At 71.8% G+C, this 26,797-nt stretch carries 23 protein-coding genes; 13 read left to right on the top strand and 10 right to left on the bottom strand.

Translation table 11 applies throughout. The features are described from left to right. The 3 genes from HET64_RS16915 to HET64_RS16905 form a co-directional block, all read right to left on the bottom strand. A partial coding sequence (locus HET64_RS16915; protein ID WP_308370137.1) for a protein kinase occupies positions 1 to 1,375 on the bottom strand: 1,375 nt, incomplete at its 3' end. A gap of 233 nt (positions 1,376 to 1,608) precedes the next feature. After that, positions 1,609 to 3,732, bottom strand: a complete 2,124-nt coding sequence (locus HET64_RS16910; RefSeq protein ID WP_215106407.1) for a serine/threonine-protein kinase — start codon at positions 3,730 to 3,732, stop codon at positions 1,609 to 1,611. A gap of 260 nt (positions 3,733 to 3,992) precedes the next feature. Next, entirely contained in the window at positions 3,993 to 5,699 is a 1,707-nt protein-coding gene (locus tag HET64_RS16905) for a glycerol-3-phosphate dehydrogenase/oxidase (RefSeq protein ID WP_215106405.1), read from the bottom strand. 242 nt (positions 5,700 to 5,941) lie between these two features. Between HET64_RS16905 and HET64_RS16900 the strand changes: the two genes are divergently transcribed. Both HET64_RS16900 and HET64_RS16895 read left to right on the top strand, forming a co-directional pair. Next, positions 5,942 to 7,204 (top strand): nucleotide sugar dehydrogenase, encoded by a 1,263-nt coding sequence (locus HET64_RS16900; protein ID WP_215106403.1) that lies wholly within the window; start codon positions 5,942 to 5,944, stop codon positions 7,202 to 7,204. Positions 7,205 to 7,335: 131 nt separating this feature from the next. Then, complete coding sequence (locus HET64_RS16895) at positions 7,336 to 8,004, top strand: hypothetical protein (RefSeq protein ID WP_308370136.1); 669 nt, start codon at positions 7,336 to 7,338, stop codon at positions 8,002 to 8,004. A gap of 70 nt (positions 8,005 to 8,074) precedes the next feature. Here HET64_RS16895 and HET64_RS16890 read toward each other — a convergent pair whose 3' ends face one another. The 4 genes from HET64_RS16890 to HET64_RS16875 all read right to left on the bottom strand — a co-directional run bounded on the left by HET64_RS16890 (position 8,075) and on the right by HET64_RS16875 (position 12,422). After that, entirely contained in the window at positions 8,075 to 9,199 is a 1,125-nt protein-coding gene (locus tag HET64_RS16890) for a GuaB3 family IMP dehydrogenase-related protein (RefSeq protein WP_007453079.1), read from the bottom strand. 116 nt (positions 9,200 to 9,315) lie between these two features. Then, positions 9,316 to 10,818: an IMP dehydrogenase gene (guaB, locus tag HET64_RS16885; RefSeq protein ID WP_215106401.1), complete on the bottom strand. Its 1,503-nt coding sequence runs from the start codon at positions 10,816 to 10,818 to the stop codon at positions 9,316 to 9,318. A 137-nt stretch (positions 10,819 to 10,955) separates the two neighbouring features. After that, entirely contained in the window at positions 10,956 to 11,531 is a 576-nt protein-coding gene (locus HET64_RS16880; RefSeq protein ID WP_030084428.1) for a sigma-70 family RNA polymerase sigma factor, read from the bottom strand. A 279-nt stretch (positions 11,532 to 11,810) separates the two neighbouring features. After that, a complete protein-coding gene (locus HET64_RS16875; RefSeq protein ID WP_003948568.1) occupies positions 11,811 to 12,422 on the bottom strand; it encodes a response regulator transcription factor in 612 nt (203 codons plus the stop codon). A 453-nt stretch (positions 12,423 to 12,875) separates the two neighbouring features. Here HET64_RS16875 and HET64_RS16870 point away from each other — a divergent pair, with 453 nt between their 5' ends. After that, positions 12,876 to 13,211 carry a WhiB family transcriptional regulator gene (locus tag HET64_RS16870; protein WP_215106399.1) on the top strand — a complete coding sequence of 112 codons (336 nt, stop codon included), beginning with the start codon at positions 12,876 to 12,878 and terminating at the stop codon, positions 13,209 to 13,211. 141 nt (positions 13,212 to 13,352) lie between these two features. Here HET64_RS16870 and HET64_RS16865 read toward each other — a convergent pair whose 3' ends face one another. Next, complete coding sequence (locus tag HET64_RS16865; RefSeq protein ID WP_215106397.1) at positions 13,353 to 14,243, bottom strand: LysR family transcriptional regulator; 891 nt, start codon at positions 14,241 to 14,243, stop codon at positions 13,353 to 13,355. Positions 14,244 to 14,407: 164 nt separating this feature from the next. Here HET64_RS16865 and HET64_RS16860 point away from each other — a divergent pair, with 164 nt between their 5' ends. The 9 genes from HET64_RS16860 to HET64_RS16820 all read left to right on the top strand — a co-directional run bounded on the left by HET64_RS16860 (position 14,408) and on the right by HET64_RS16820 (position 23,934). Continuing rightward, on the top strand, positions 14,408 to 15,076 hold the full coding sequence (locus tag HET64_RS16860; RefSeq protein ID WP_215106395.1) for an MOSC domain-containing protein: 669 nt from the start codon (positions 14,408 to 14,410) through the stop codon (positions 15,074 to 15,076). A 379-nt stretch (positions 15,077 to 15,455) separates the two neighbouring features. Then, a complete protein-coding gene (locus tag HET64_RS16855; protein WP_215106393.1) occupies positions 15,456 to 17,030 on the top strand; it encodes a PQQ-binding-like beta-propeller repeat protein in 1,575 nt (524 codons plus the stop codon). A gap of 33 nt (positions 17,031 to 17,063) precedes the next feature. Further along, positions 17,064 to 17,579, top strand: a complete 516-nt coding sequence (locus HET64_RS16850; protein ID WP_251145429.1) for a multicopper oxidase domain-containing protein — start codon at positions 17,064 to 17,066, stop codon at positions 17,577 to 17,579. A 10-nt stretch (positions 17,580 to 17,589) separates the two neighbouring features. Then, positions 17,590 to 18,363, top strand: coding sequence for an SDR family oxidoreductase (locus HET64_RS16845; RefSeq protein ID WP_215106391.1), 774 nt, complete (start codon positions 17,590 to 17,592; stop codon positions 18,361 to 18,363). A gap of 124 nt (positions 18,364 to 18,487) precedes the next feature. Further along, positions 18,488 to 19,606, top strand: a complete 1,119-nt coding sequence (locus tag HET64_RS16840) for a substrate-binding domain-containing protein (RefSeq protein ID WP_215106389.1) — start codon at positions 18,488 to 18,490, stop codon at positions 19,604 to 19,606. Between the two features lie 160 nt (positions 19,607 to 19,766). After that, complete coding sequence (locus HET64_RS16835) at positions 19,767 to 21,095, top strand: ABC transporter substrate-binding protein (RefSeq protein WP_215106387.1); 1,329 nt, start codon at positions 19,767 to 19,769, stop codon at positions 21,093 to 21,095. Beyond that, positions 21,092 to 22,021, top strand: a complete 930-nt coding sequence (locus tag HET64_RS16830; protein ID WP_215106385.1) for a carbohydrate ABC transporter permease — start codon at positions 21,092 to 21,094, stop codon at positions 22,019 to 22,021. The genes HET64_RS16835 and HET64_RS16830 overlap by 4 nt, the downstream gene beginning before the upstream one ends. Next, a complete protein-coding gene (locus tag HET64_RS16825) occupies positions 22,018 to 22,860 on the top strand; it encodes a carbohydrate ABC transporter permease (RefSeq protein WP_215106383.1) in 843 nt (280 codons plus the stop codon). Before HET64_RS16830 ends, HET64_RS16825 begins: the two co-directional genes overlap by 4 nt. A 60-nt stretch (positions 22,861 to 22,920) precedes the next feature. Next, a complete protein-coding gene (locus HET64_RS16820; protein WP_215106381.1) occupies positions 22,921 to 23,934 on the top strand; it encodes a hydroxyacid dehydrogenase in 1,014 nt (337 codons plus the stop codon). Between the two features lie 91 nt (positions 23,935 to 24,025). On the opposite strand, the gene groL is transcribed toward HET64_RS16820, so the two are convergent. Beyond that, positions 24,026 to 25,651 carry a chaperonin GroEL gene (groL, locus tag HET64_RS16815; protein ID WP_097871319.1) on the bottom strand — a complete coding sequence of 542 codons (1,626 nt, stop codon included), beginning with the start codon at positions 25,649 to 25,651 and terminating at the stop codon, positions 24,026 to 24,028. Between the two features lie 98 nt (positions 25,652 to 25,749). Further along, positions 25,750 to 26,058 (bottom strand): co-chaperone GroES, encoded by a 309-nt coding sequence (gene groES / locus HET64_RS16810; protein WP_003966899.1) that lies wholly within the window; start codon positions 26,056 to 26,058, stop codon positions 25,750 to 25,752. 368 nt (positions 26,059 to 26,426) lie between these two features. On the opposite strand from groES, the gene HET64_RS16805 reads away from it, so the two are divergent. Then, on the top strand, positions 26,427 to 26,797 hold a 371-nt coding region (locus HET64_RS16805), incomplete at its 3' end, for a DUF6234 family protein (RefSeq protein ID WP_251145428.1).

The following is a 26,797-nucleotide window of genomic DNA, read 5'->3' as shown; positions in this document are numbered from 1 at the left end:
CCGCGGGGGCGTCCGGGGCCGGGGCGCCGGGCGCCGGGCGCTGCGGCGGGAGGATGCCGGTGTCGGCGTCCGCGTCGGCTCCGGCACCCGCCCCGGCTCCAGCTCCGGCACCGGTGATGCCGCCGGCGCTCGGGGCGGGCGCGCGCCCTTCCGACGGCGGCTTCGTGAGGTCGGCCGGGGCGCGGTCGGTCTGCTGCCGGTCCTCGGTGACCCGGGCGGCGGCCCGTGCGCCCGCCCGGTAGGCGGCGATGGCTCCGGCGCGCGCGGCCCGCAGCTGGGCGGCGCCGGCGGCGCCCGGCTCGGCGGGGGGCGGCACGGCGGTGTACGGGACGGCGGGCGCGGCGGGGCGCGGAACGAGCTCCTGCCCGCCGTGCGACGCGAAGGGCTCGGCTTCCGGTCCGCCCGGCGGCAGTGCGTCACGGTCGCCGGGGCGGTCATCGGGCCGGTCGCCATACCGGTCGTCGTCCCGGCGCGGTGCGTAACCCTGCGGCAGCGACGGAACGGAAAGCCCCTGGTCCGCCCGGCCCGAACGGCCGTCGCCGTCGTCGGCGTACCCCTGGAGATCCGCGTCCGCGTGCTCCGCGTACTGCTCGACCTCCGCGTACTGCTCGACGGCCGCGTAGCCCTGGCCGTCGTCGACGGATCCGTAGCCCTCGACCGGTGCGTACTCCGTTTCGCTCCTGGCCGGCGGGAGCGCGTGGGCCCCGTCGAACTCTCTCGGCGGGGCGGCCTCGACGGCCGGAATGCCGTACGTCGTGGGGCCGGCCACGGGGTCGGTGTCGGGCTCCGGTCCGGGGGCGTATCCGCAGAGCGCCTCCTCGGCGGCGCCCGCCGCGAGACCGGTGAGCATGACGCGGCCGTCGTCGCACACGAGGACCGTGCGCACGGTGATGTTGCGGTGGGTCCAGCCGTGGGCGTGCAGCACCCGCAGGGCGGTGAGCACGTCGGAGCCGATCTCGGCCGCCCGGTAGGGGTTGAGGGGGCGTTCGGCGAGGAGGGCGGCGAGCGGACGGGCCGCGACGAGCTCGCTCACTATCCACAACGAGCCCGCTTCGGCGAACACGTCGAAGACCTGGTCGAGCCGGGGATGATCGGGCACCTGGGCGGCGGCCTGCGCGGCCTCGATCGCCCTCCGGACCGCCGGGTCCGTGCTGCGGCGGACCGCTCGCCCGGTGCCGCGTCCGGACGCGGAGGGCCGCCCGTCGGCGTCGAGCACCTCCGCGTCCACGATCTCCGGCAACGGCACCTGGCGGACCAGGACTTCTTGTCCGCTATAGGTGTCGAACGCCCGGGTCTCGGCCAGTTCGTACCCATCGGACGGGGGCAGCGGAAGGCGGTAGCGGTCGGCGAGCACCCGACCCGCGTAGTCGTCCACGACGCCTCCCCAGAGCGCGCTCTTCCCCCCGGTCACCGGAGGCGCGCTTATCCGTCAGTCACGGTCATTCGGCGGGCAATTGACCCGCTGTTCCGGCTGCGTACGGTCTCCGGCCTCTTACGATACGTGGCATCGCGGGCCGACGGGCCGGGTCGCGCCAACCCGGTCCGCACAAACGTTTCCCATCGGCCGGTCCAGGACGTTTCCGACCGGTCGACGGGCCTGCCGGGCGGTCAGCCGGTGGGCGTGAACGTGGCGAACGCCGTGTCGCGCAGCGTCCGGCACTCGTCGCCCTCCCACTCGTCCACCTTGCAGCTGATCATGATCGAATAGCCGCGCTTGGCGTCCACCTTGAATCCCCGGTTGAGCACCTTGACCCGGACGCCGTTGTGGTTGCGTTCGAACGTCCAGTCCGCGACGGTCGGATAGCCGTTGTACTCGACCTTCTTTATGCCGCCGTGCTGGTAGCCGTCGCTGAGGACCTTGGCGCTCGCGACGGCCCCGCGCCAGGCGGCCGCCGCGTCGTCCTTGGGCGAGCTGTTGAAGTCGACCTGGACGCGGGGGAAGCTGCCCCGCTTGTCGTTGTAGATGCCGCCGGAGTTGCTGCCCGCGATGCCAGTGCGCTTGAAGCCCTCGGGCATCGCCATGGTGAAGTGGAACCGGGCGTCGGTGAGCTTCTCGTACCCGGCGGGCAGGGCGTCGCCCGGGTCCGCCCCGTCGTCCTCGGCGTCGTCGGAACCGGAGCCGTCGGCGTCGGAGGACGGGTCGGCGGACGGGTCGGCCGAGGCCCGGCCGTCGTCCGTGCCCTGGCCCTCCTTCTGACCGCCGTCCTTCTCGCCGGCCGCACCGCCGCCGGTGTCGGCGCCCTTGTCGTCGGCGCCGCCGGCCGAGGCTCCGGCCGAGGCGGCCGTGTCGCCGCCCTTGTCCGCCTCGTCTCCGCCGCCGAGCGTGAGCGCGAGGACCGTGCCGAGAATGGCCAGCGCGACGACGGCCGCGATGACAGCGAGGGTGCGGCGGGGCACCACGTCGGTGATCGAGGCACGCGTGGACGCGATCGAGGACGGCGGGCGCTGCCCGGGCACGGATCCACTCGCCGCCGTCGCGGACTTCGCGGCGCCGGCGGGCGCCGCGACGGCTCCCTTCGCGGGGGCGGACGCGGCGGGCTTCGCGCCCGGGGCGGACGTCCCGGGCGGCGACGGAGGCTTCGGCGGGGCGACGGGCGGGCCGCCGGCCGCCGCCGCGGCCGGAGAGCTCGCCGACGCGGCGGCCGCACCCGCCGCGGCTCCCGCGGCCGCCGCAGGGGTCTTCGCGTTGCGCACGGAGCGCAGGGCTCCGCGCAGCCGGTCGCGGGAGCCGCCGCCGGACTCACTCGACCCGGTGGACTGCTTCGGCGGCTTCGGGGCCTTGGGCTGCTTCGGCGTCCGCTTGACGAGGGGGTCGGCGGCGGGCGCCGGCGGCAGCGCCATGATCTGGGTGGAGTCCGCGGGTGCCGGAGCGGGAACGTCGGGGGCGTTGATGACGTCGTTGAGCAACGCCCGCGCCCCGGCGTCGTCGAGGCGCTGGTCGGGGTCGCGGGCGAGCAGCCCGTAGATGACCTCGGTGAGCGGGCCGGCGTTCTTCGGCGGGTCGAGCGGTTCGGTCATCACGGCCGTCAGGGTGGCGATGGCCGAGCCCTTGTCGTACGGCGGGCAGCCCTCGACGCTCGCGTACAGCAGTCCGCCGAGGGACCACAGGTCCGCGGGCGGGCCCGGCTTGTGACCGCGGGCGCGCTCCGGCGAGATGTACGAGGGTGCGCCGACGAGCATGCCGGTGGAGGTGACCGACGGGTCCCCCTCGACCTGGGCGATGCCGAAGTCGGTGAGCACGACGCGCCCGTCCTCGGCGATCAGCACGTTGGACGGCTTCACGTCGCGGTGCAGGATCCCCTCGCGGTGCGCCGAGCGCAGCACGTCGAGGATGGCGAGCCCGACCTCGGCGGCCCGCCTCGGTGTGAGCGTGCCGTCCTCGCGAATCGCCTCGGCGAGCGACTTGCCCTCGATCAGCTCCATGACGATCCACGGGCGGTCGTCCTCGTCGACCACGTCGTAGACGGTCACCGCGCTGTTGTTGCGGATCCGTGCGATCGCCTTGGCCTCACGCAGGGTGCGCGTGATCAGTCGGCGCTTCTCGTCCTCGTCGATCGCCCCGGGGAACCGCAGTTCCTTGACCGCGACCGTGCGGCCGAGCGTCTCGTCGTCGGCGCGCCAGACCGTACCCATGCCGCCTCGGCCGAGCACCTCACCGAGCCGGTAGCGCCCCGCGAGGAGACGACCGTTCTTGTCCCGTTGGGGCTCCCGTGCCTGCTCCGCCTCCGACATGCGTCCCCTCTGCGATCAACCCGCCCTGGCAGAGCGTTCATTGTCCCTCACCCCGGGACCGGTCCTGGTGCCGGGTCCGGGGTCCGCCGCTCCGCGGCTCGAAGAGGGAAGCCCCCACAGCCTCCTACCAACCAGGCCTCCCCGTCCAGGCGGGACCGGGCCGCCGCCGCGGCCCCACCGGGCCGGTGGAGCCCAACTGGCCAGGTGAAGGCGGGCGGTGACCACGGTGCGGAAGCTCGCGGACCCCGGGAGGGCGTGTCCTAGATCGGCACAATGTCCGGTGCGCCGAGCCGGGCCGCGTCCGCTGTGAGGTCGTCGGGCTGTCGCTGCGATTCGCGTTCGGCCTCCACCCGCTTCTCGTAGTGCTCGACCTCCCGGTCGATCCGCCCCTCGTCCCAGCCCAGCACCGGCGCCATCAGCTCCGCGCAGAGCCGGGCACTGCGGGTGCCCCGGTCGAAGGTCTCGATGGAGATCCGGGTGCGCCGGGTCAGCACGTCGTCCAGATGGCGGGCGCCCTCGTGGGAGGCCGCGTAGACGATCTCGGCGCGCAGATAGTCGTCGGCGGCGGGCAGGGGTTCGCCCAGGGTGGGGTCGGCGAGGACCAGTTCCAGAATCTCCTCGGTCATTGAGCCGTACCGGTTGAGCAGATGCTCCACCCGGGCGACATGGAGTCCGGTCCGGGCCGCGATCCGGGCGCGCGCGTTCCACAGGGCCTTGTATCCCTCGGCCCCCAGGAGCGGGGTGTCCTCGGTGACGCAGGCGGCGACCCGCTGGTCGAGTCCGTGCACCGCCTCGTCCACCGCGTCCTTGGCCATGACCCGGTACGTCGTGTACTTGCCGCCCGCCACGACGACGAGGCCGGGTGCGGGGTGGGCCACCGTGTGTTCCCGCGACAGCTTGCTGGTGGCGTCCGACTCACCGGCCAGCAGCGGTCGCAGTCCGGCGTAGACGCCCTGGACGTCGTCCCTGGTCAGCGGGGTGTTCAGGACGGAGTTGACGTGCTGGAGGAGGTAGTCGATATCGGCACTGGAGGCGGCCGGGTGGGCCTTGTCCAGGTCCCAGTCGGTGTCCGTGGTGCCGATGATCCAGTGCCGGCCCCAGGGGATGACGAAGAGGACGGACTTCTCGGTGCGCAGGATGAGGCCGGTGGAGGAGTGGATGCGGTCCTTGGGGACGACCAGGTGGATGCCCTTGGAGGCCCGGACGTGGAACTGTCCGCGCTCGCCGATGAGCCCCTGGGTGTCGTCGGTCCACACGCCGGTCGCGTTGACCACCTGCTTGGCCCGGATCTCGTACTCCGTGCCGCCCTCGACGTCCCGCACGAGCGCGCCCACGACCCGCTCGCCCTCGCGGAGGAAGGCGATCACCCGGGCCGCGTTCGCCACCTGGGCACCGTAGGACGCGGCGGTGCGCACCAGCTCGGTGACGAAGCGGGCGTCGTCCATCTGGGCGTCGTAGTACTGGAGGGCTCCGACCAGGGCGTCCTTCTTCAGCGCGGGGGCGACCCGCAGGGCGTGCTTGCGGGAGAGGTGGCGGTGGACGGGGAGGCCTCGGCCGTGGCCGGAGGAGACCGACATCGCGTCGTACAGCGCGACGCCCGAGCCGGCGTAGAGCCGCTCCCAGCCCTTGTGCTGCAAGGGGTAGAGGAAGGGCACGGGCTTCACGAGGTGAGGGGCCAGCCGTTCCAGGAGCAGCCCGCGCTCCTTGAGTGCCTCCCGGACCAGGGCGAAGTCGAGCATCTCCAGATAGCGCAGACCGCCGTGGATCAGCTTGCTCGACCTGCTCGATGTGCCGGACGCCCAGTCGCGCGCCTCGACCAGGCCGGTCGAGAGGCCTCTGGTGGCGGCGTCCAGCGCCGTGCCCGCGCCGACCACGCCCGCCCCCACGACCAGCACGTCCAGTTCGCGCTCGGCCATGGCGGCGAGCGCGACGGTGCGCTCGGCGGGTCCCAGTGTCGCTGTCCTCACTGCTGCCTCCCGGTGGATCGGGGTGGTCGGACACGGGAGCGCCACCCGGCCGAGGGGCCGGCCGCCCGTGTCCACCCCTCGATTCTGTCCGCGCTCACCGAGTTCAGCCACCGCCTGTGGACAACACCCGGGCGACTGGAGCCACACAATGCGACATATAGGTCATATTTACGCCTAGTCTGACATTGCACTGTCCACAGCAGTTGCGATCTTCGCTCTCCGCACTTAGGGGGTCTTCCTGTATGCCCGCAGACCTCGCCGTCATCGGACTCGGTCACCTCGGCCTGCCCCTCGCCCGGGCCGCCGTGACCGCCGGGATCGACACCGTCGGCTACGACCCCGACCCACGCCCCTACGCGGAACTCAGAGCGGGCCGCAGCCCGGTCGAGGGCACCCTCACCGCGTCCGAGATCCGCCGCATGCTCTCCGGCGGCTTCCGGCCCACCACCGACGCCGCCGAGCTGGGCCGGGTCCGTACCGCCGTGATCTGCTCCCCCACCCCGCTCGGCACCGACCGGGGAATCGACCTCACCGCGCTCCGCGACGCCGCCCGCGCACTGGCGGCCCGGCTGCGCCCCCACACCACCGTGCTGTTGGAGTCCGCGGTGCCGCCCGGCACCACCGAGAACGTCCTGCGCCCCCTGCTGGAGGAGGGATCCGGGCTCGTCGCCGGACGCGACTTCCACCTCGCCTGCTCCCCCGGCCGGCTCGACCCCGGCAACCGCACCCACACCCTGGCCAACACCCCCAAGGTCATCGGCGGCCTCACCCCCGCCTGCACCGAGTCGGCCGCCGCCTTCTACGGACGGCTCACCGACAAGGTCGTCCGGGCCCGCGGACCGCGCGAGGCGGAGATGACGAAGGTGCTGGAGACCAACTTCCGGCACGTCAACATCGCGCTGGTCAACGAGATGGCGGTGCTCTGCCACGACCTCGGCGTCGACCTCTGGGATGTCATCCGGTGCGCCGAGACCAAGCCGTTCGGCTTCCAGCCCTTCCGGCCGGGACCCGGCGTCGGCGGACACGGCGTCCCGGTGGACCCGGGCTGCCTGCCCTACAGCACCCGCACCCCCGGGCACCCGCTGCGGATGGTCTCGCTGGCGCAGGAGATCAACGACCGGATGCCCAGCTACGTCATCCAGCGCTGCGCCACCCTCCTGAACGAGCACGGCAAGTCCGTCCGGGGCGCGCGCGTCCTGCTGCTCGGCGTCACCTACAAGCCGGACAGTACCGACCAGGAGGCCGCCCCCGCCCGCGAGATCGCCACCCGGCTGATGGACATGGGCGCCCAGATCGGCTACCACGACCCGCACGTCCTGGACTGGCGGGTGCGCGAACGCCCCGTCCCGCGCGCCGACTCGCTGTACGAGGCGGCGGCCGCGGCCGACCTGACCGTACTGCTCCAGCAGCACCGCACCTACGACCTCCAGGGCCTCGCGGTGAAGGCCCAACTGCTCCTGGACACCCGGGGAGCCACTCCGGCGGGAGCCGCGCACCGGCTCTGAGGACGGTGCGGGAGGCCGGAAAAGATTGCCGGTGACCGATTCCGGTGCGTACTGCTACCCTGCGGCGTCACAGCGCGCACATACGTGCGCAACCGCACACTCGTGCGCAGCGATCCAGGGGGAGCCCCACCGTGAGTCAGCCCGTGCAGCCGCCGAACCAGCCCCAGCAGCCCTACGGCGGTCAGCCCGTCGACGGCAACCCGTACGCCGGCCAGCCGGGCCACCCCGCCCCCGCCGCACCGACCGGAAACCCGTACGGCCAGCAGCCCCCGACGGCACCGACCGGCAACCCCTACGGCCAGCAGCCCCCGGCCTCGACCGGCAACCCGTTCGCGGGTCAGCAGCCCGGCCAGAGCGCCCCGTTCGGCGGCGGCGCGCCGTTCGCCCCGGCGCCCCCGGCCCGCAACAACCTCCTGCTCGGCGTGCTGGTCGCCCTGGGCGCGGCCGTCGTCGCGGGCATCCTGTACGGCGTGATCGCGGGCTCCATCGAGCGCGAGGTCGGCTACGCGGCGGTCGGCGTCGGCTTCCTGGTCGGCTTCGCGGCGAGCAAGGTCGGCGGCTCCAACCCCGCAGTCATCGGCGCCGCGGCCGTCTTCTCGATCGGCGCCGTCTACCTCGGGCAGCTCGTCGGCATCTCGATGGTCCTCTCCGACCTGGCGCAGATCCCCTTCTCCGAGGTCATCGGCGACCACTTCGGCACCGTGACGGAGGCCTGGTCGCAGGAGGCCGACTTCATGACCTACCTCTTCCTCGCCCTCGGCGCGGTCGCCGCCGTCGGTGGCGCCAAGAAGGCCGGCTGACACCCGCGCGACCATACGGAAGGGCCCGGACCGCGAGACGGTCCGGGCCCTTCCGCGTGCGTAGGGGAGATCAGCGGCGGTGCTGCGAGTCCGCCACCGTCACCTCGACGCGCTGGAACTCCTTGAGGTCGCTGTAGCCGGTGGTGGCCATCGCGCGGCGCAGGGCGCCGAAGATGTTCATCGAACCGTCCGGGGTGTGCGAGGGACCGGTGAGGACCTCCTCCGTCGTCCCGACCGAGCCGAGGTCGACCAGCTTGCCGCGCGGCACGTCCTCGTGGACGGCCTCCATGCCCCAGTGGCGGCCGCGGCCGGGCGCGTCCGTCGCGCGGGCCAGCGGGGAGCCCATCATCACGGCGTCCGCACCGCAGGCGATGGCCTTCGGCAGGTCGCCGGACCAGCCGACGCCGCCGTCGGCGATGACGTGCACGTACCGGCCGCCGGACTCGTCCATGTAGTCGCGGCGGGCGCCGGCGACGTCCGCGACGGCGGTGGCCATCGGGACCTGGATGCCGAAGACGTTGCGCGTGGTGTGCGCCGCGCCGCCACCGAAGCCGACGAGGACACCGGCGGCGCCGGTCCGCATCAGGTGCAGGGCGGCGGTGTACGTGGCGCAGCCGCCGACGATGACCGGGACGTCCAGCTCGTAGATGAACTGCTTCAGGTTCAGCGGCTCGGCCGCGCCCGACACGTGCTCGGCGGAGACCGTCGTACCGCGGATGACGAAGATGTCGACGCCCGCGTCGACGACCGCCTTGGAGAACTGGGCGGTGCGCTGGGGGGAGAGCGCGGCGGCGGTGACGACGCCGGAGTCGCGCACCTCCTTGATGCGCTGCCCGATCAGCTCCTCCTGGATGGGGGCGGAGTAGATCTCCTGGAGCCGGCGGGTCGCGGACTCGACCGGCATCTCGGCGATCTCGTCCAGCAGCGGCTGCGGGTCGGCGTGCCGGGTCCACAGGCCTTCCAGGTTCAGCACGCCCAGACCGCCGAGCTCACCGATCCGGATGGCGTGCTGCGGGGAGACCACGGAGTCCATGGGAGCGGCCAGGAACGGCAGCTCGAAGCGGTAGGCGTCGATCTGCCAGGCGATCGAGACCTCCTTCGGGTCCCGGGTGCGACGGCTCGGAACGACAGCGATGTCGTCGAATGCGTAAGCCCGGCGGCCGCGCTTGCCGCGCCCGATCTCGATCTCAGTCACGATGTGTGGCCTTTCCCTCTACGTCTGCGCTGACCAGTATCCCCGACGCATGGATGAGGGGCGGTACCGGGAACTCCGGTCCGCCCCTCACCTGCGGTGATGCGTTACTTCCTGCGTTACTTACGGCTGTAGTTCGGTGCTTCCACCGTCATCTGGATGTCGTGCGGGTGGCTCTCCTTGAGACCCGCCGAGGTGATCCGGACGAACCGGCCCTTGCTCTCCATCTGGTCGACGGACGCGGCGCCGACGTAGCCCATGGTCTGGCGGAGGCCGCCGACGAGCTGGTGGAGGACGTTGGCCAGCGGGCCGCGGTAGGGAACCTGGCCCTCGATGCCCTCGGGGACGAGCTTGTCGTCCGAGGACACCTCGGCCTGGAAGTAGCGGTCCTTGGAGTAGGACCGGCCCTGGCCCCGGGACTGCATCGCGCCCAGCGAGCCCATGCCGCGGTACGACTTGAACTGCTTGCCGTTGATGAACATCAGCTCGCCCGGGGACTCCTCGCAGCCCGCGAGGAGGCTGCCCAGCATCACGCTGTCCGCCCCGGCGGCCAGCGCCTTGCCGATGTCGCCGCTGTACTGGAGGCCGCCGTCGCCGATCACGGGGATGCCCGCGGCACGGGCGGCGAGCGCGGCCTCGTAGATCGCGGTGACCTGCGGGACGCCGATGCCGGCGACCACGCGGGTGGTACAGATCGAGCCCGGCCCGACGCCGACCTTCACGCCGTCGACTCCGGCGTCGATCAGCGCCTGGGCGCCGTCGCGGGTGGCGACGTTGCCGCCGATGACGTCGACGCCGACGCTCGACTTGATCTTCGCCATCCAGGCGAGGGCGTTGCTGTTGTGTCCGTGCGAGGTGTCGACGATCAGGAAGTCGACCCCGGCGGACGCGAGCGCCTGCGCGCGCTCCAGCGCCTCGGGGCTGGCGCCGACGGCCGCGCCGACCAGCAGACGGCCTTCGGCGTCCTTGGCGGCGTTCGGGTACTGCTCGGCCTTCTTGAAGTCCTTGACCGTGATGAGGCCCTTGAGGATGCCCGCCTCGTCGACCAGCGGCAGCTTCTCGATCTTGTGGCGGCGCAGCAGCTCCATGGCCTCGACGCCGGAGATCCCGACCCGTCCGGTGACGAGCGGCATCGGCGTCATGACCTCACGCACCTGGCGCGTCCGGTCCGACTCGAAGGCCATGTCGCGGTTGGTGACGATGCCGAGGAGCTTGCCCGCCGGGTCCGTGACCGGCACGCCGCTGATCCGGAACTTCGCGCAGAGCGCGTCCGCCTCGCCGAGCGTGGCGTCGGGGTGCACGGTGATCGGGTCGGTGACCATGCCCGACTCGGAGCGCTTGACCAGGTCGACCTGGTTGACCTGGTCCTCGATGGAGAGGTTGCGGTGCAGCACGCCGACGCCGCCCTGACGGGCCATGGCGATGGCCATCCGCGCCTCGGTCACCTTGTCCATGGCGGCCGACAGCAGGGGGATGTTCACCCGTACGTTGCGCGAGATGAGCGACGAGGTGTCGACCGCGTTGGGCAGGACCTCGGACGCGCCGGGCAACAGCAGCACGTCGTCGTAGGTCAGCCCGAGCGTCGCGAACTTCTCGGGCACTCCGTCGACGTTTGCAGTCATGACACCTTCCCCAAATGGCCTTGATCGGTGCGGATGTCCATGCTAACGGGCTCCACGGGCGTCTCATTCCACGATCAAGATCACTTGGCTGATCTGTAGCTTCCTACAGCGCCTCCGGCGGGGGCCGGCGGGGGTGTCTACTGCTCGGCGAGCGCCCGGAGCCGGCTGAGTGCTCGGTGCTGGGCGACCCGGACCGCGCCCGGGGACATCCCGAGCATCTGGCCGGTCTCCTCCGCGGTCAGCCCGACCGCGACGCGCAGGACCAGCAGCTCGCGCTGGTTCTCCGGGAGGTTGGCGAGGAGCTTCTTGGCCCAGGCGGCGTCGCTGCTGAGCAGGGCGCGCTCCTCCGGACCGAGGGAGTCGTCGGGCCGCTCCGGCATCTCGTCGGAGGGGACGGCGGTCGACCCCGGGTGGCGCATCGCGGCGCGCTGAAGGTCGGCGACCTTGTGCCCGGCGATAGCGAAGACGAAGGCCTCGAAGGGCCTGCCGGTGTCTTTGTAGCGCGGCAACGCCATCAGCACCGCGACGCAGACCTCCTGCGCCAGGTCCTCCACGAAGTGGCGAGCATCACCGGGAAGGCGGTTCAGCCGGGAGCGGCAGTAGCGCAGGGCGAGGGGGTGTACATGGGCCAGCAGATCATGGGTGGCCTGCGCGTCGCCGTCGACGGCCCGGTGCACGAGGGCACCGATCACCGTGGTTTCGTCGTCGCGCATCGGACCATGGTGCCCTGGGGCCGCCGGGTCCGCTCCACCGCGTCCCGAGTTGTGCACCGAAGCGTTATGAGCGGGTGCGCCGGATGTCATGTCCTGCGCCCTCCCCTTCCGCTCGACCGAATCGTTCCTGAGGAACTCCACGACTCAAGGATGCGTCATCGGCCGGGAAGCGTCACATGGCGCCGCTGAGCGGGCGCCCGGATACGGGGTGTGGAGCCGATGGCCCGCTCCGTGACCCCGTCCGCCGGTATGCGGACGGGGCGCGGCCCGGGCCGGTCGTCAGCGGACCAGGCCCCAGCGGAATCCGAGGGCCACCGCATGGGCGCGGTCCGAGGCCCCGAGCTTCTTGAACAGACGCCGGGCATGGGTCTTGACCGTGTCCTCGGAGAGAAACAGCTCGCGGCCGATCTCCGCGTTGGAGCGGCCGTGGCTCATGCCTTCGAGGACCTGGATCTCCCGCGCGGTGAGCGTGGGAGCCGCCCCCATCTCGGCGGACCGCAGCCGACGCGGGGCGAGCCGCCACGTCGGATCGGCCAGCGCCTGGGTGACGGTGGCCCGCAGCTCGGCGCGCGAGGCGTCCTTGTGCAGATACCCGCGGGCCCCGGCGGCGACCGCGAGCGCGACGCCGTCCAGGTCCTCGGCGACGGTCAGCATGATGATCCGGGCCCCGGGATCGGCGGAGAGCAGTCGCCGGACGGTCTCCACACCTCCCAGACCGGGCATGCGTACGTCCATCAGAATCAGATCCGAACGATCGGCACCCCAGCGGCGGAGGACTTCCTCGCCGTTGGCCGCCGTCGTCACGCGCTCGACGCCGGGCACGGTGGCCACCGCGCGACGGAGCGCTTCTCGGGCAAGCGGGGAATCGTCGCAGACGAGGACGGATGTCATGACCGTCCTCCGCAGCTGATGCGCGTCACCTTGAGCCTCCAGGCTGATACAAGTCGTCACCTGTGCGGTTGACCCCCTCGGACATGTGCCCGAGCCGGATATCCGTCAACCGCATCCGTTCCCTTAACGACGGTCACTCGAAAGAGTTACGGGTCGGGCGGCCGGGTTCGGCACTCTACGTGAAGGGCCGTATACGGAGGAGAACGGCGCGGGTGATTCACCCGTCAACCGAATCTTCACTCGTTGGCATGCCCTATTTAGCGCGATTTCTTCCCTTTTGAGGGTGTCTGTGGCTAGATTCGCAATCAGTCATATTTACATCTACTAGCACCGCAGATGTACGGTCGAGACTTCGGTCACACCGATCACAGACGGTCCGATCATCAGAGGCCGTCGATCACAGACGGTCGAGGATGCCGCTTCCGACGCAGCACAGCTCCGAGGGGACAAGCAATGGCAGATTTCTCCCGCCTTCCCGGACCCAACGCAGACCTGTGGGACTGGCAGCTGCTCGCCGCCTGCCGAGGCGTGGACAGTTCCTTGTTCTTCCACCCCGAGGGCGAGCGCGGCGCGGCCCGCAGTGCCCGCGAGACCTCCGCCAAGGAGGTCTGCATGCGCTGCCCGGTACGTGCCGAGTGCGCGGCCCACGCCCTGGCCGTACGGGAGCCCTACGGAGTGTGGGGCGGCCTGACGGAGGACGAGCGCGAAGAGCTGATGGGCCGGGCCAGAACCCGGCTGATCACCGCGGCGCCCACGGCCGGACCGGGCCCGGGCCCCGGCGCCACCTGACACCCGCACGCGCCGCCCCAGCGCAGAAACGTTTCTTCGGCATCTTCAGCCATCCGGCCCGCGACCGCCCGCAGCGGGGCCGGACCCCTTCACCGCCCGAGGGCCGCGGGGGCCCGGCGGGCGCCGCGGCCCCGCGCGGTCTCAGCGGGCGGCCGTGCGCGACAACTGGTCCAGGGTGGCCGCCACCGCCGGGACCCGGGCCAGGTCCGGCAGGGTCAGCGCGACGATCTCCCGCTCGATCGCCGGCTCGACCGGTACGGCCCTGGCCCCCTTGGGGCGTACCGACTCGACGGCCAGCTCCGGCAGCACCGCCACCCCGAGCCCGGCCCCGACGAGACCCATCACCGCCGGGTAGTCGTCAGTGGCGAAGTCGATGCGCGGGGTGAAGCCCGACTCCTCGCAGACCTCGACCAGCTGCCGGCGGCAGCGGGGACAGCCCGCGATCCACGACTCCTCGGCCAGTTCGCCGATGGACACGCTCGACGCCTCCGCCAGCCGGTGCCCCTCCGGGACCAGGCCGATCAGCCGGTCGGTGAGCAGCGGCCGGACCACCAGGTCGTCCCATTCGCCTCCGGTGCTCCCGTAACGGAACGCCAGCGCGATGTCGCAGTCGCCCTCGCGCAGCAGGTCCACCGAGCGCGGCGGCTCGGCCTCGACGAGCGACACCCGGGTGCCGGGGTGTTCGGCGCGCAGGGCGGCCAGCGCCCCCGGGACCAGGGTGGAGCTGCCGCTGGGGAAGGAGACCAGCCGGACCCGGCCGGCCCGCAGGCCGGCGATGGCGGCGACCTCCTCCTCGGCCGCGGTCAGCCCCGCGAGGATGCCGGAGGCGTGCCGCACCAGCGCCTCGCCGGCCTGGGTGAGGCGCATCTCGCGTCCGGTGCGGATCAGCAGCGTGGTGCCCGCGGAGGACTCCAGGGCCTTCATCTGCTGGCTGACGGCGGGCTGGGTGCAGCCGAGTTCGCGGGCTGCGGCGGAGAACGAGCCGGTGGTGGACACGGCGCGCAGGACACGGAGGTGGCGAGCTTCGATCACCTTGCCATCATAAGGAATTCTTGGGGAGTGGGCGAATTCACGAGAGGAACCTTTGGGCTCTCGTGCGGCCAGGGGGTGTCCACGAGGTATCGTCGCCCGCCCTCTGGCCGGACGGGACTGTACGAGCCCGACCTGATCCGGACGAAAGGCCCTAGCGTGACCCCATGAAGCTGCTGACCGTGAACATCGGGCAACCTCGCCCCTCCGCACAGACCGACGGCCCGAGTGGCGTCACCGGGATCGACAAGCGACCGGTGGAGGGCCCGGTCGAGGTCCTCGACCCCGGGCCCAAGGGCAGCGGCGGCAGCGGACTGGCCGGGGACGCGGTGTGCGACGTGCGTCATCACGGCGGCAGCGACCAGGCGGTGTACGCCTTCGCGCGGGAGGAGCTGGACGCCTGGGAGCGGGAGCTGGGCGGCCGGAAGCTGGCCAACGGGGTGTTCGGCGAGAACTTCACGACCCTCGGCCTCGACGTCAGCGGCGCGCGGATCGGCGAGCGCTGGCGGGTGGGCACGGACCTGGTGCTGGAGGTGACCTCGGGCCGTATCCCGTGCCGGACCTTCGCCCACCACCTCGGGGAGCGGGGATGGGTCCGGCGGTTCACCCAGCGGGCCGCCACCGGCGCGTATCTGCGGGTGATCGAACCGGGCGCCGTCCGCGCCGGGGACCCCGTCGAGATCGTGCACCGGCCGGACCACGAGGTCACCGCCGCCCTGCAGTTCCGGGCGGTGACGACCGAACGCACCCTGCTGCCCGCGCTGCTGGCCGCCGGGGAGGCGCTGCACCCCGAGGCGCTGCGCAAGGCGCGGGAGTACGCCGCGCGGCAGGGCTGAGGGCCGGGCGACCGGTCCCGTAGGGAGGGACCGGCCGTCCCGTAGGGAGGGACCGGCCGTCCCGTACGGAGGGACCGGCCGTCCCGTACGGAGGGACCGGCCGTCCCGTACGGAGGGACCGGCCGTCCCGTACGGAGGGACCGGCCGTCCCGTACGGAGGGACCGGCCGTCCCGTACGGAGGGACCGGCCGTCCCCTTCAGAGGGACCGGCCGTCCCGTATGGGGAAGCGGCGGTCCCGTCCGGTGACGTGGCGTCATCCGCCGCGCGGTCCGGGGACGTTGGGGCGGGAACTGGATCGGTGTGCGGCGCGTCCACCACCAGTGACCTGTGCCCGAGGAGAAGTCTTCTGGCCGAGTGGCACGTCTCAGGGGGAAGACCATGCCCGACCCGCAGCAGCCCTGGTACACCCCGGGCCCGCCGCAGCAGCCCGTTCCCGGCAACCCGTACGCCTCGGAGGGCGGCACGCCCCAGGGGTTCGGGCCGCCGACCCCGCCGCCGCGTCGCCGGTTCGGCCGGGGGCCGGTCGTCGCCGCGTTCGTCGCGCTGGTGCTGGTGGTCGTGGCGGGAGGGGCGTACGCGCTCTTTGACCAGGGGCGGGACGATCCCGCGAAGCCCATGGCGAAGGAGTCGCCCGGGCCCTCCGGGCCGGCGTCCCCGTCCGGAGCCCCGGCGGCGGGCGGCCCCGAGCTGAGCCGCATTCCGACGACGAAGGAGGTCGCCGCCGCCCGGAAGCCGGACGAGTCGGCGGCCTGGATAGTCGACGACAGGACCGACCTGCCGAAGCAGATCAACAAGGTCCACGACCTGTGGATCGTCGGCGACACCGCCGTCCAGGCCCTGCACCGGAAGGTCACGGCCTACCGGCTCTCGGACGGCGCCGAGGTCTGGAACGTCGACCTGCCCTCCTCCGTCTGCGAGACACCGGCCAACCCGACGCCCGACGGCAAGGTCGTGGTCTTCCACCACGAGAGGCCGGACAACGAGCGGGGCAACCAGTGCAACCGGATGCGGATGATCGATCTGAAGACCGGGAAGCAGGGCTGGCACAAGGAGCTCGACGAGCCCGGCGACCGGGACAACACGTTCATCGTCTACAGCGCCATCAGCGGTGACGTCCTGTCCGTCGCCCGGAACATGCAGGCCATCACCTACCGGATGGGCGACGGGAGCAAGCTCTACGAGATCCCCCGGGAGAACAAGGACAAGTGCGTCCCCGATGACGTGGCGGGCGGCGCCGCCCGGCTGCTGGTCAGCTCCGACTGCATGATCGCCATCGACCGGAGCAAGAACTACGGCCAGGTGCGCGAGCTCGACCCGGGTACCGGCAAGGTCCTGTGGCGCTACCGGATGAAGACCGGCTGGAGCTTCGGCAGTCTGATCTCCATGGACCCGGTCGTCTTCACCACGTACAACAACGAGGACACCGCCCGTGACTGGCGGATCACGGTGCTGGACCCCGGAGGCAGGCACCGCACCACCTTCGACGCCCGGGACAAGGGTTTCGAGCACTGCGCCGGGGAGAGCGCCGGCGGCAATATCCAGCCCTGCCGGGGGACCCGGGTCGGCAAGGGCCTCATCATGCTGGGCGGCACCGAACAGGTCGGCGCGTACGACCTGAAGACCGGGAAGTTCCTGTGGGGCGTCAAGTCCGACGAGCTGCGCAGGCTGTATCCGCTGCGCGCGGAGGACGGCACGTCGATGCTCATCTACGAGGCCGCCACGTCGAGCCGTCCCGGCCGGACCTTCCTCATGGGCCCGCGCGGCGCCGGCACGGAGACGAACGTCGTGAAGCACCCGGTGGCGACCGCGCCGTACGAGTACGAGATGTCCATGGGGCACACCGCCTACGTCGACGGCCGGCTCGTCCTCACGTCGACGCACGTGAGCGGCGACGAGAACCGGAAGCCCGTGCGCGAGGCCCGCATGCTGTCCTTCGTCCCCGCCGCGCCCTGACCGCACCGCTCCGCCCCGACGGGAAGCAGGGGGTTGCGGGGTTGCCCCGGCCGGGCCGTAGGGGCCCGGCCGGGGGCCGCTCAGCTCGCCCTGCCGAAGACGTACGGGGTGGACGACCTGCCGGTGATGGTGCAGGACGTCACCTTCGACGGCGCGGACCTCGACCACGGCCACGGGTTCCTGGCCGGCACCGGCTTCCTCGGGGAGCGGACCGTGGTCGACGGCACGCTCGGCCCTTACACCGAGGTCGGCGACGAGCGCGTCCGGCTGCGCCCGCTCATTCCTGTGCACGACGTGCGGTTCCGGGTCCTGACCGTGGACGGGAAGCGGCCGGAGCCGGCGCTGCGGGGCCGTAAGGACACGGTGGCGGTGCCGCTGGGCTCGACCGTGCGGATTGCGCTGCGGTTCGACGGGCCGTCCGATCCGGACACCCCGTACAGGTACCACTGCCATCTGCTGTCCCATGAGGACGAGGGGGCGACGGGCCAGTTCGTGGTGGTGGAGAAGGGGCAGCGGGCGGGTGAGCCGCCGGAACACGCGGGGCACTAACGTGCGGCGTATGACGACTGCACTGATCACGGGCGCGACGGCGGGCATCGGGGCCGCGTTCGCGCGGCGGCTCGCGGCCCAGGGGCACAACCTGGTGCTGGTGGCACGGGACACCGCGCGGCTGCGCGAGGAGGCCACCGAACTGCACGACCGGCACGGCATCGAGGCCGAGGTACTGAGCGCCGACCTGTCCACGGACGCCGGGATCGAAGCGGTGGAGAAGCGGCTCGCGGACCGCACGCACCCGGTCGATCTGCTGGTCAACAACGCCGGGTTCGGCAACAAGGGACGCTTCCTGGAGGTGTCCATGGCCGACGAGCTGACGATGCTGAAGGTGCACTGCGAGGCGGTGCTGCGGCTGACCTCGGCGGCCGTCACCGGGATGAGGGAGCGGGGCCGGGGCGGGGTCGTCAACGTGGCGTCGGTCGCGGCGTTCGTGCCGCGCGGTACGTACGGGGCGTCCAAGGCGTGGGTGGTGCAGTTCACCCAGGGCGCGGCGCGCGATCTGGCCGGGTCGGGGGTGCGGCTGATGGTGCTGTGCCCCGGGTTCGTGCGGACGGAGTTCCACGAGCGGGCCGGGATGGGCACGGACAACATCCCGAACTGGATGTGGCTCGACGCGGACAAGCTGGTGGCGTCCGCGTTGGCGGATCTGGCCCGGGGGAAGACGGTGTCGATCCCGGACCCGCGCTACAAGGCGCTGATGGGGCTGGTGAAGGTCGCCCCGCGGGGGCTGCTCGGCGGGGTCACGTCGCGGACGGGGCGCAAGTACGGTCCGCGGTAGCCCCCGCACGCGCCGCTGTGCGCGGTACGGGAAGGGCTCCTCCCCTCCCGCGTCCGGCCACCCTGTGATCGAATGATCGCCCATTGCTCAGGGTTCGATCATTCTGCTCCAGGGGGCTGTCTCCGTGCGCGAAGGTGCTGCTGAACGTCATGACCGGCTGCTGAATCTGGTGCGCGAGCGCGGCACCGTACGGGTCTCCGACCTGGCGGACCGGCTCGGCGTCGCCACCGTCACGGCCCGGCGCGATGTCGAGGCGCTGGCCTCCCGGGGGCTGCTGGAGCGGGCGCACGGTTCGGTGTCCTGGCCCGCCGACCGGGGCCCGGCCGGTACGCCGGTGGGCGGCGGCCCCGTGATCGGGATGCTGGCCCCGGCCACCGCCTACTACTTCGCCGAGGTGATCCGGGGCGCGCACGAGGCGGCCGCCCGGCTCGGCGCGCGGCTGATCCTGCGGGTCACCGACTACCGCCCCGAGGACGACGCGACGCACGCCGCCGGGTTGCTGGCGGCCGGGGCGCAGGGGCTGCTGCTGGCGCCGAGCTGGACGGAGCCGGACCATCCCCAGCGGTACGGCGAGTGGGTGGCCCGGCTGCCCGGCGAGAAGGTGCTGGTGGAGCGCGAGGGTGCGCCCGGCAGCCCGTTGGAGGGGCTGGACCGGGTGGGCTCCGACCATGCGCACGGGGTGCTGCTCGCCGTGCGGCACTTGGTGCGCCTGGGGCACGGGGCGCCGATGCTGGTCGCCCGCTCGGACAGCCCTACGGCCCAGGCGGTACGCGCCGGGTACGCGCGGGCGCTGGCCGCGCTGGGCCTCGCCGGGACGGAGCCGCCGGTCGCCTCGGTCTCCGCCGACCGCGATCCGGCCCTCTTCGAGCGGTCGGCGCAGGCGGTGCGGTCCGCGGTGCGCGAGGGGCGGGCGAGCGCGGTGCTGGTCCACAACGACGAGGAGGCCATCCGGCTGGTGCGCCGGCTGGCCGAGCTGGGGGTGCGGGTCCCCGGGGACCTGGCGCTGATCACGTACGACGACGAGGTCGCCGCGCTCGCCGACACCCCGCTGAGCGCGGTGGCCCCGCCCAAGCGGGAGGTGGGGCGAGCGGCGGCGGAGCTGCTGGTGGAGCGGCTGTCCGGGCCCCGGTACCCGGGCGGCGGGGACGGGCGGGCGCCCCGGCTCCATGTGGCACTGCTGCCGACGCTGCGGGTGCGGGGCTCCTGTGGTCGGCCTGCGCCCGAGCCGGCCGCCGGAGCATGACCCGGCATCCGGTTTCAGCGTGTTCGGCCGGTTTCATACCCTCCCCATTCGATCATTATTCGATCATTCAATCTTTCGCTCTTGACTTCGCTCAAGGGGAATCGAAATATCGCGGCACGGCCGGAACTTCCGGCCGCACAGCTCGTACAGGAGCCATGCCGTGAGCCGCAGTTGGTCCCGTCCCGTCCATGCGCTGGTCGGCGCCGCCACCGCCCTCGCCGTTGTCACGGCGTGCGGCGGCGCCGACGACTCCCGCGCCCGAGGTACCGCCGACGACCCGGTGACCGTGTCCTTCTGGGCATGGACGAAGGGGTCCCAGGAGGTCGTGGACGCGTTCAACGCGACCCACGACACGATCGAGGTGGAGTTCGAGGAGATACCCTCGGGCGGCCTCGGCGGCTACCCCAAGATCGCCAACGCGGTGAAGGCGGGCATCGCCCCCGATCTGCTCTCCATCGAGTACCCGCAGCTGTCCGCGTTCGTCAGCCAGGGGTCGCTCCAGGACATCAGCCCCTACCTGACCGAGGACGTCAGGAAGAAGTTCCTGCCGCAGACGATCGAGATGACGACGCTCGGCGGGAAGAACTGGGCCGTCCCCTTCGACGCCGCGCCCCAGGTCTTCTACTACCGCAAGGACTTCTTCACCGAGCACGCGATCGAACCGCCCGCCACCTGGGACGACTTCCGTAGCGCGGCGGAGCGGGTGAAGGAGGTCTCCCCGAAGACCAGGATCGCCACCTTCTTCCCCGACGACCCGACGTTCTTCCAGGCCATGGCGTGGCAGGCGGGCGCGCAGTGGTTCCGGGCCGGGACGGACGCCTGGCGGATCGACACCACCGACCCCGCGTCGGAGCGCACGGCAGACTACTGGCAGGGCATGATCGACGACCGGCTCGTCTCCACCGCCTCCTCCTTCAGCCCCGAGTGGACCAGCTCCCTCAAGCAGGGCACCACCGTCGGCTACCTCGGGGCGTCCTGGGGCGCGGGCGTGCTGGCGGGCATCGTGCCCGAGCAGAAGGGCAAGTGGGCGGCGTTGCCGCTGCCGAGCCCGGAGGCGGACCGGCCGGCCAGCGGGATGATCGGCGGCTCCACGTTCGCCGTCAGCAAGGGCAGCACCAAGACGGCGGCGGCCGTCGAGTTCGCGCTGTGGATGTCGACGCACGAGGACGCGATCAACGCCCGGATCGGGGCGAGCACGTCGAGCGCCCTGCCCGCCTCCCCCGCCATGGTGCCGATCGCGAAGAAGGCGTTCGACACGGGGTTCTACGGCGGTCAGGACCTGTACGGGCTGTTCGAGGAGGCCGGCAGGTCCATCGGGCCCGACTGGGTGTGGGGCCCGAGCCCCGGCGCCACCAACTCCGCGCTCGGCGACGAGCTGGGCGAGGTCGTCGGCGGCGGCTCGACGCTGCCGCGCGCGATCAGGCGGGCCCACGAGGCCACCGTCGCCGATCTGCGCAAGCGCGGCCTGATGGTGGAGGAGGGTTCATGAGCACCGACGGACGCCGCGCGAAGGCTCTCAGCTCGCGCGCCCGTACGCGACTGGCCGCGGGCACCCTCCTCACCCCCTTCTTCGCCCTGTTCACCGTGGCGATGATCGTCCCGGTCTGCTACGCGCTCTGGCTCAGCCTCTTCACCGAGAAGCAGTCCGGCCTCGGCTTCGACGGTCCCCGTATCGTCTTCGACGGGCTCGGCAACTACGCGACGGCCCTGGGCGACCAGGCGTTCCGCGACGGCTTCTGGGTGCTGCTCGGCTACTGCGCGTTCTACATCCCGCTGATGGGCGGCGGCGCGATCGTGCTGGCGCTGCTGCTGGACTCCGCGCTGGCCCGCGCCCGCCGCTTCTTCCAGCTGGCGCTGTTCCTGCCGCACGCCATCCCCGGCCTGATCGCCGCGCTGATCTGGATCTACCTCTACACACCGCAGCTCAGCCCGGTCGTCGCCGCCATGGAGGCCGGCGGCCTCGGTTTCGACTTCTTCTCCTCCGAGGGGACACTGCCCTCGATCGTCAACATCGCCCTGTGGCAGTGGCTCGGCTACAACGTGGTGATCTTCTACGCGGCCCTCCAGGCCGTGGACCGCTCGCTGCTGGAGGCGGCGACCGTCGACGGGGCGGGGAACTGGCGGATCGCCTTCTCCATCAAACTGCCCCTGATCCGCTCGTCCCTGGTGATGGTCCTGCTCTTCACGATCATCGGTTCGCTCCAGCTGTTCACCGAGCCCCTGATCCTCAGCCGCGGCTCGGGCTCGGCGGTGACCAGCACCTGGACCCCGAACATGTACGCCTACAGCGCCGCCTTCGAACGCAACGACTACGGCCTCGCCGCCGCCGCGTCCGTCCTGATCGCGCTGGTCGCCGCCGTCCTCTCCTTCGTCGTCACCCGCCTCACCAACCGCAGGAAGGAGGCACGCTCATGACCTCCAACCGATGGCTGTCGAAGTCCGCGGTCAACGTCGTCCTGCTGATCGCCGCCGTCTACACGCTGTTCCCGCTGATCTGGCTGCTGACCGCGGCCACCAAGGACGCCGGGAACCTGCTGGGCGGGGACGTCTTCTCGTCCCAGGGCTTCGACCTCGGGCACAACCTCTCCGAGCTGACGAGCTACCAGGACGGCATCTACTTCCGCTGGTACGGCAACTCCCTGCTGTACGCGGGGATCGGGGCGCTCGGCTGCTCGCTGATCAGCGTCGCCGCCGGGTACGCCTTCGACAAGTACCGCTTCCGGGGCAAGGAGAAGCTGTTCGCCCTGGTGCTGCTGGGCGTGCTGCTGCCCTCCACCGCCCTGTCGCTGCCGCTGTATCTGCTGGCCGTCGAGACCGGCACCGTCAACACCTACTGGGCGGTGCTGATCCCGGCGCTGGTCAATCCGTTCGGCGTGTATCTGTCCCGGATCTTCAGCGCGGGCTACATACCCGACGAGGTCCTGGAGGCCGCCCGTATCGACGGGGCCGGTGAACTGCGGACCTTCTGGTCGGTCGGCCTGCGCATGGTGATGCCCGGCTTCGTGACGGTCTTCCTGTTCCAGTTCACCGCTATCTGGAACAACTTCTTCCTGCCGCTGGTCATGCTGTCGGACAAGGACCTGTACCCGCTGAGCCTGGGCCTCTACAACTGGCACAGCAACGCCAACGCCGACCCGACGTTCTACCCGATGGTCGTCACCGGCTCCCTCCTCGCCGTCACCCCGCTGATCATCGCCTTCGTCACGCTCCAGCGGCACTGGAAGGCCGGTCTGACCGCGGGGAGCGTCAAATGACGACCGGCAGGGAACGCCGCATGACCGCGGGGAGTGTCACATGACATCGAGGAGCGTCGCATGACCGCCCCCACCGCCCTCCTGGCCATGGGCCCGGGCATCGCGGAGCAGCTGTTCGGGGCCCGGCAGCGAGCGCGGCTCACCGCGCTCGTGGACACCGACCCCGGTCTGGTCGCCCACCGGCTGACCGGCCCGACGCCCGAGGTCGCGGCCGCGCTCGCCGGGGCGGAGCTGCTCATCACCTGCTGGGGCGCGCCCCCGCTCACCGCCGGCGTCCTCGCCGCGGCCCCCCGGCTGCGCGCCGTGGTGCACGCGGCCGGGAGCGTCAAGCACCACATCACCCCTGCCTGTTGGGAGCGCGGCCTGCGGGTCACCTCGGCGGCCGGGGCGAACGCGCTGCCGGTCGCGGAGTACACGCTGGCCGCGATCCTCCTCGCGGGCAAGAACGTGCTGCCCGCCGCCCGCCGCTACCGGGAGCTGCGCGCCCCGCACGACTGGCGCGCGGAGCTGGCGGGGCACGGCAACTACCGGCGGTGCGTGGGCATCGTGGGCGCCTCGCGGATCGGCCGCCGGGTGATCGAGCTGCTGCGCCCGTTCGATCTGGACGTGCTGCTCTTCGACCCGTACGTGGACGCGGGGACGGCGGCGCGGCTGGGCGCGGAGAAGGCGGGCCTGGACGAGCTCTGCGCCCGGAGCCGGATCGTCTCCGTCCACGCGCCCCAACTGCCCGCCACCCGGCACATGATCGGTACGGCGCAGTTGGCGGCCATGCCGGACGGGGCGACGCTGATCAACACCTCGCGGGGTTCGCTGATCGACGGCGACGCGCTGCTGCCCGAGCTGGTGTCGGGGCGGCTGAACGCGGTGCTGGATGTGACGGAGCCGGAGGTGCCGCCCGCCGATTCGCCGCTGTACGACCTGCCGAACGTGCTGCTGACGCCGCATGTGGCGGGTTCGCTGGGCGACGAGATCCACCGCATGGCGGACTTCGCGCTGGACGAGGTGGCGCGGTACGCGAGCGGGCTGCCGTTCGCGGACCCGGTGACGCCACAGGACCTGGCGCGCATGGCGTGACCGCCCGGAACGCACCGAGGCCCGGCGCCCCCGCGACGGGGGTGCCGGGCCTCATGCGTACCGAACGGCGTACCGAGCGGTGCGGGTCGTCCTAGTGGGAGTGGCCGTGGCCGCCGTGACCGGCGTCGGCCTCTTCCTCGGCCGGCTTCTCGACGACCAGGGTCTCGGTCGTGAGCAGCAGCGACGCGATGGACGCGGCGTTCTCCAGGGCGGAGCGGGTGACCTTGACCGGGTCGATGACGCCGGCCTTGACCAGGTCGCCGTATTCGCCGGTGGCGGCGTTGAAGCCCTGGCCCTTGTCGAGCTCGGAGACCTTGGAGGTGATGACGTAACCCTCCAGGCCGGCGTTCTCGGCGATCCAGCGCAGCGGCTCGACGGCGGCGCGGCGCACGACCGCGACACCGGTGGCCTCGTCGCCGGTCTTGCCGAGGTTGCCCTCCAGGACCTTCACCGCGTGGACGAGGGCGGAGCCACCGCCGGAGACGATGCCCTCCTCGACAGCGGCGCGGGTCGCCGAGATGGCGTCCTCGAGGCGGTGCTTCTTCTCCTTGAGCTCCACCTCGGTGGCGGCGCCGACACGGATGACGCACACGCCGCCGGCCAGCTTCGCGAGGCGCTCCTGGAGCTTCTCGCGGTCCCAGTCGGAGTCCGTGGACTCGATCTCGGCCTTGATCTGGTTGACGCGGCCCTTGACGTCCTCGGAGTTGCCCCCGCCGTCGACGATGGTCGTGTCGTCCTTGGAGACGGTGACGCGGCGTGCGGTGCCCAGCACGTCGAGACCGGCGCCGTCGAGCTTGAGGCCGACCTCCTCGGCGATGACGGTCGCACCGGTGAGGGTGGCGATGTCACCGAGCATGGCCTTGCGGCGGTCGCCGAAGCCCGGGGCCTTCACCGCGACGGCGTTGAAGGTGCCACGGATCTTGTTGACGACGAGGGTGGAGAGCGCCTCGCCCTCGACGTCCTCGGCGATGATCAGGAGCGGCTTGGAGGCGCCGGCCTGGATGACCTTCTCCAGGAGCGGGAGCAGCTCCTGGATGGAGCCGATCTTGCCCTGGTGGATCAGGATGTACGGGTCGTCGAGGACGGCCTCCATACGCTCCTGGTCGGACACCATGTACGGGGACAGGTAGCCCTTGTCGAAGGCCATGCCCTCGGTGAACTCCAGGTCCAGACCGAAGGTGTTGGACTCCTCGACGGTGATGACACCGTCCTTGCCGACCTTGTCCATCGCGTCCGCGATGAGCTCGCCGACCTGGGTGTCCTGCGCGGAGAGCGCGGCCACGGCGGCGATGTCGGACTTGTCGTCGATCGGGCGGGCGGTCGCGAGGAGCTCCTCGGACACGGCCTTGACCGCGGCGTCGATGCCCTTCTTCAGGGCGGCCGGGGAGGCGCCGGCGGCGACGTTGCGCAGGCCCTCGCGGACGAGCGCCTGGGCCAGGACGGTCGCGGTGGTGGTGCCGTCACCCGCTACGTCGTTGGTCTTGGTCGCCACCTCCTTGACGAGCTGGGCGCCCAGGTTCTCGTACGGGTCGTCGAGCTCGACCTCGCGCGCGATGGTGACACCGTCGTTGGTGATGGTGGGAGCGCCGAACTTCTTGTCGATGACGACGTTGCGGCCCTTGGGGCCGATCGTCACCTTGACCGTGTCGGCAAGCTTGTTGACGCCGCGCTCAAGGGCGCGACGGGCGTCCTCGTCGAACTTCAGAATCTTCGCCATGGGCTGTACTTCCCTCTCGAACGAACTGCGCCCCTCGCCGCCCGGCTAGTTATTTCGCAGGGGGCCAGGGGCGCAGAACACAAGCAAACGTGGGTGAATTACTTCTCGACGATCGCGAGAACGTCGCGGGCCGAGAGGACGAGGTACTCCTCGCCGTTGTACTTCACCTCGGTGCCGCCGTACTTGCTGTACAGGACGACGTCGCCGGTCTTGACGTCGAGCGGAAGCCGCTCGCCGTTCTCGAAGCGGCCCGGGCCCACGGCGAGGACGACGCCCTCCTGGGGCTTCTCCTTCGCGGTGTCCGGAATGACCAGGCCGGAAGCCGTGGTCTGCTCGGCGTCGAGCGGCTGGACCACAATGCGGTCCTCAAGCGGCTTGATCGCAACCTTGGAGCTGGTGGTCGACACGATCCGGTCTCCCCCTTCGGAGATCTCACGGGGTTTAACAGTCTGTGGGCGGCGACCTGACCGGCCCGTCGTCGCGGGTGCCGGACCTGCCCTGTCGCGCAAGGTGGTGCTGGCACTCTCCAGGGGGGAGTGCCAGACCCGAGACTATGACCGCGATTAGCACTCGGTCAAGCGGAGTGCCAATTCACCACCTTCGCGCCGTCTCGATCAGGGCTCTGTCGGGTCACCGTCCGGACAACGTGGGGGTGGAGCCCCGTGTTCCGTACGACGGTACGGAGATGACGCGCCCCGCGAGCCGCCTGCCCGGAGTACCGGACGAGAGGGCCGCTTCGCGGCCGTCGGCTCCGGGGGGCTGCGCGGATCCTCTGATGGGCCTGGTACTGGTGGTCGCGGAGGTGGCCGCCGGCGCCCTGCTGGCGCTGTGGCTGGGGCTGCGGGGCCTGGCGCGGTCACGGTCGGCCGACATGCCCGTGGACAAGGCGCCCGCGCCCGTGGACCCGGGCACGGACTGGACCCCGGCCATCGCCATCGGCGTCTTCGCCCTCGTGGTCGTCTGCCTCGCCGTGGCGTTGCTGCGCGGCCGGTGGCACTGGGCCGGCGGGACGCAGGTGGTCGTCGCGGCGGCGCTGGGCGCGATGGTCCTGGCGTCCGTCGTCGAAGGAAGCTCCCGGAACCCCCCGGAGCCCGCCCCCACCTGGAACTCACCGCCCTGCCGCAGCGGGGGCGACAACAGCGAATG

This window comes from Streptomyces sp. McG3 (assembly GCF_018619185.1).
Taxonomy (GTDB): Bacteria; Actinomycetota; Actinomycetes; order Streptomycetales; family Streptomycetaceae; genus Streptomyces.
The sequence above is the reverse complement of the archived record's forward strand: the minus strand, read 5'-3'. Positions and strand labels throughout refer to the sequence as shown.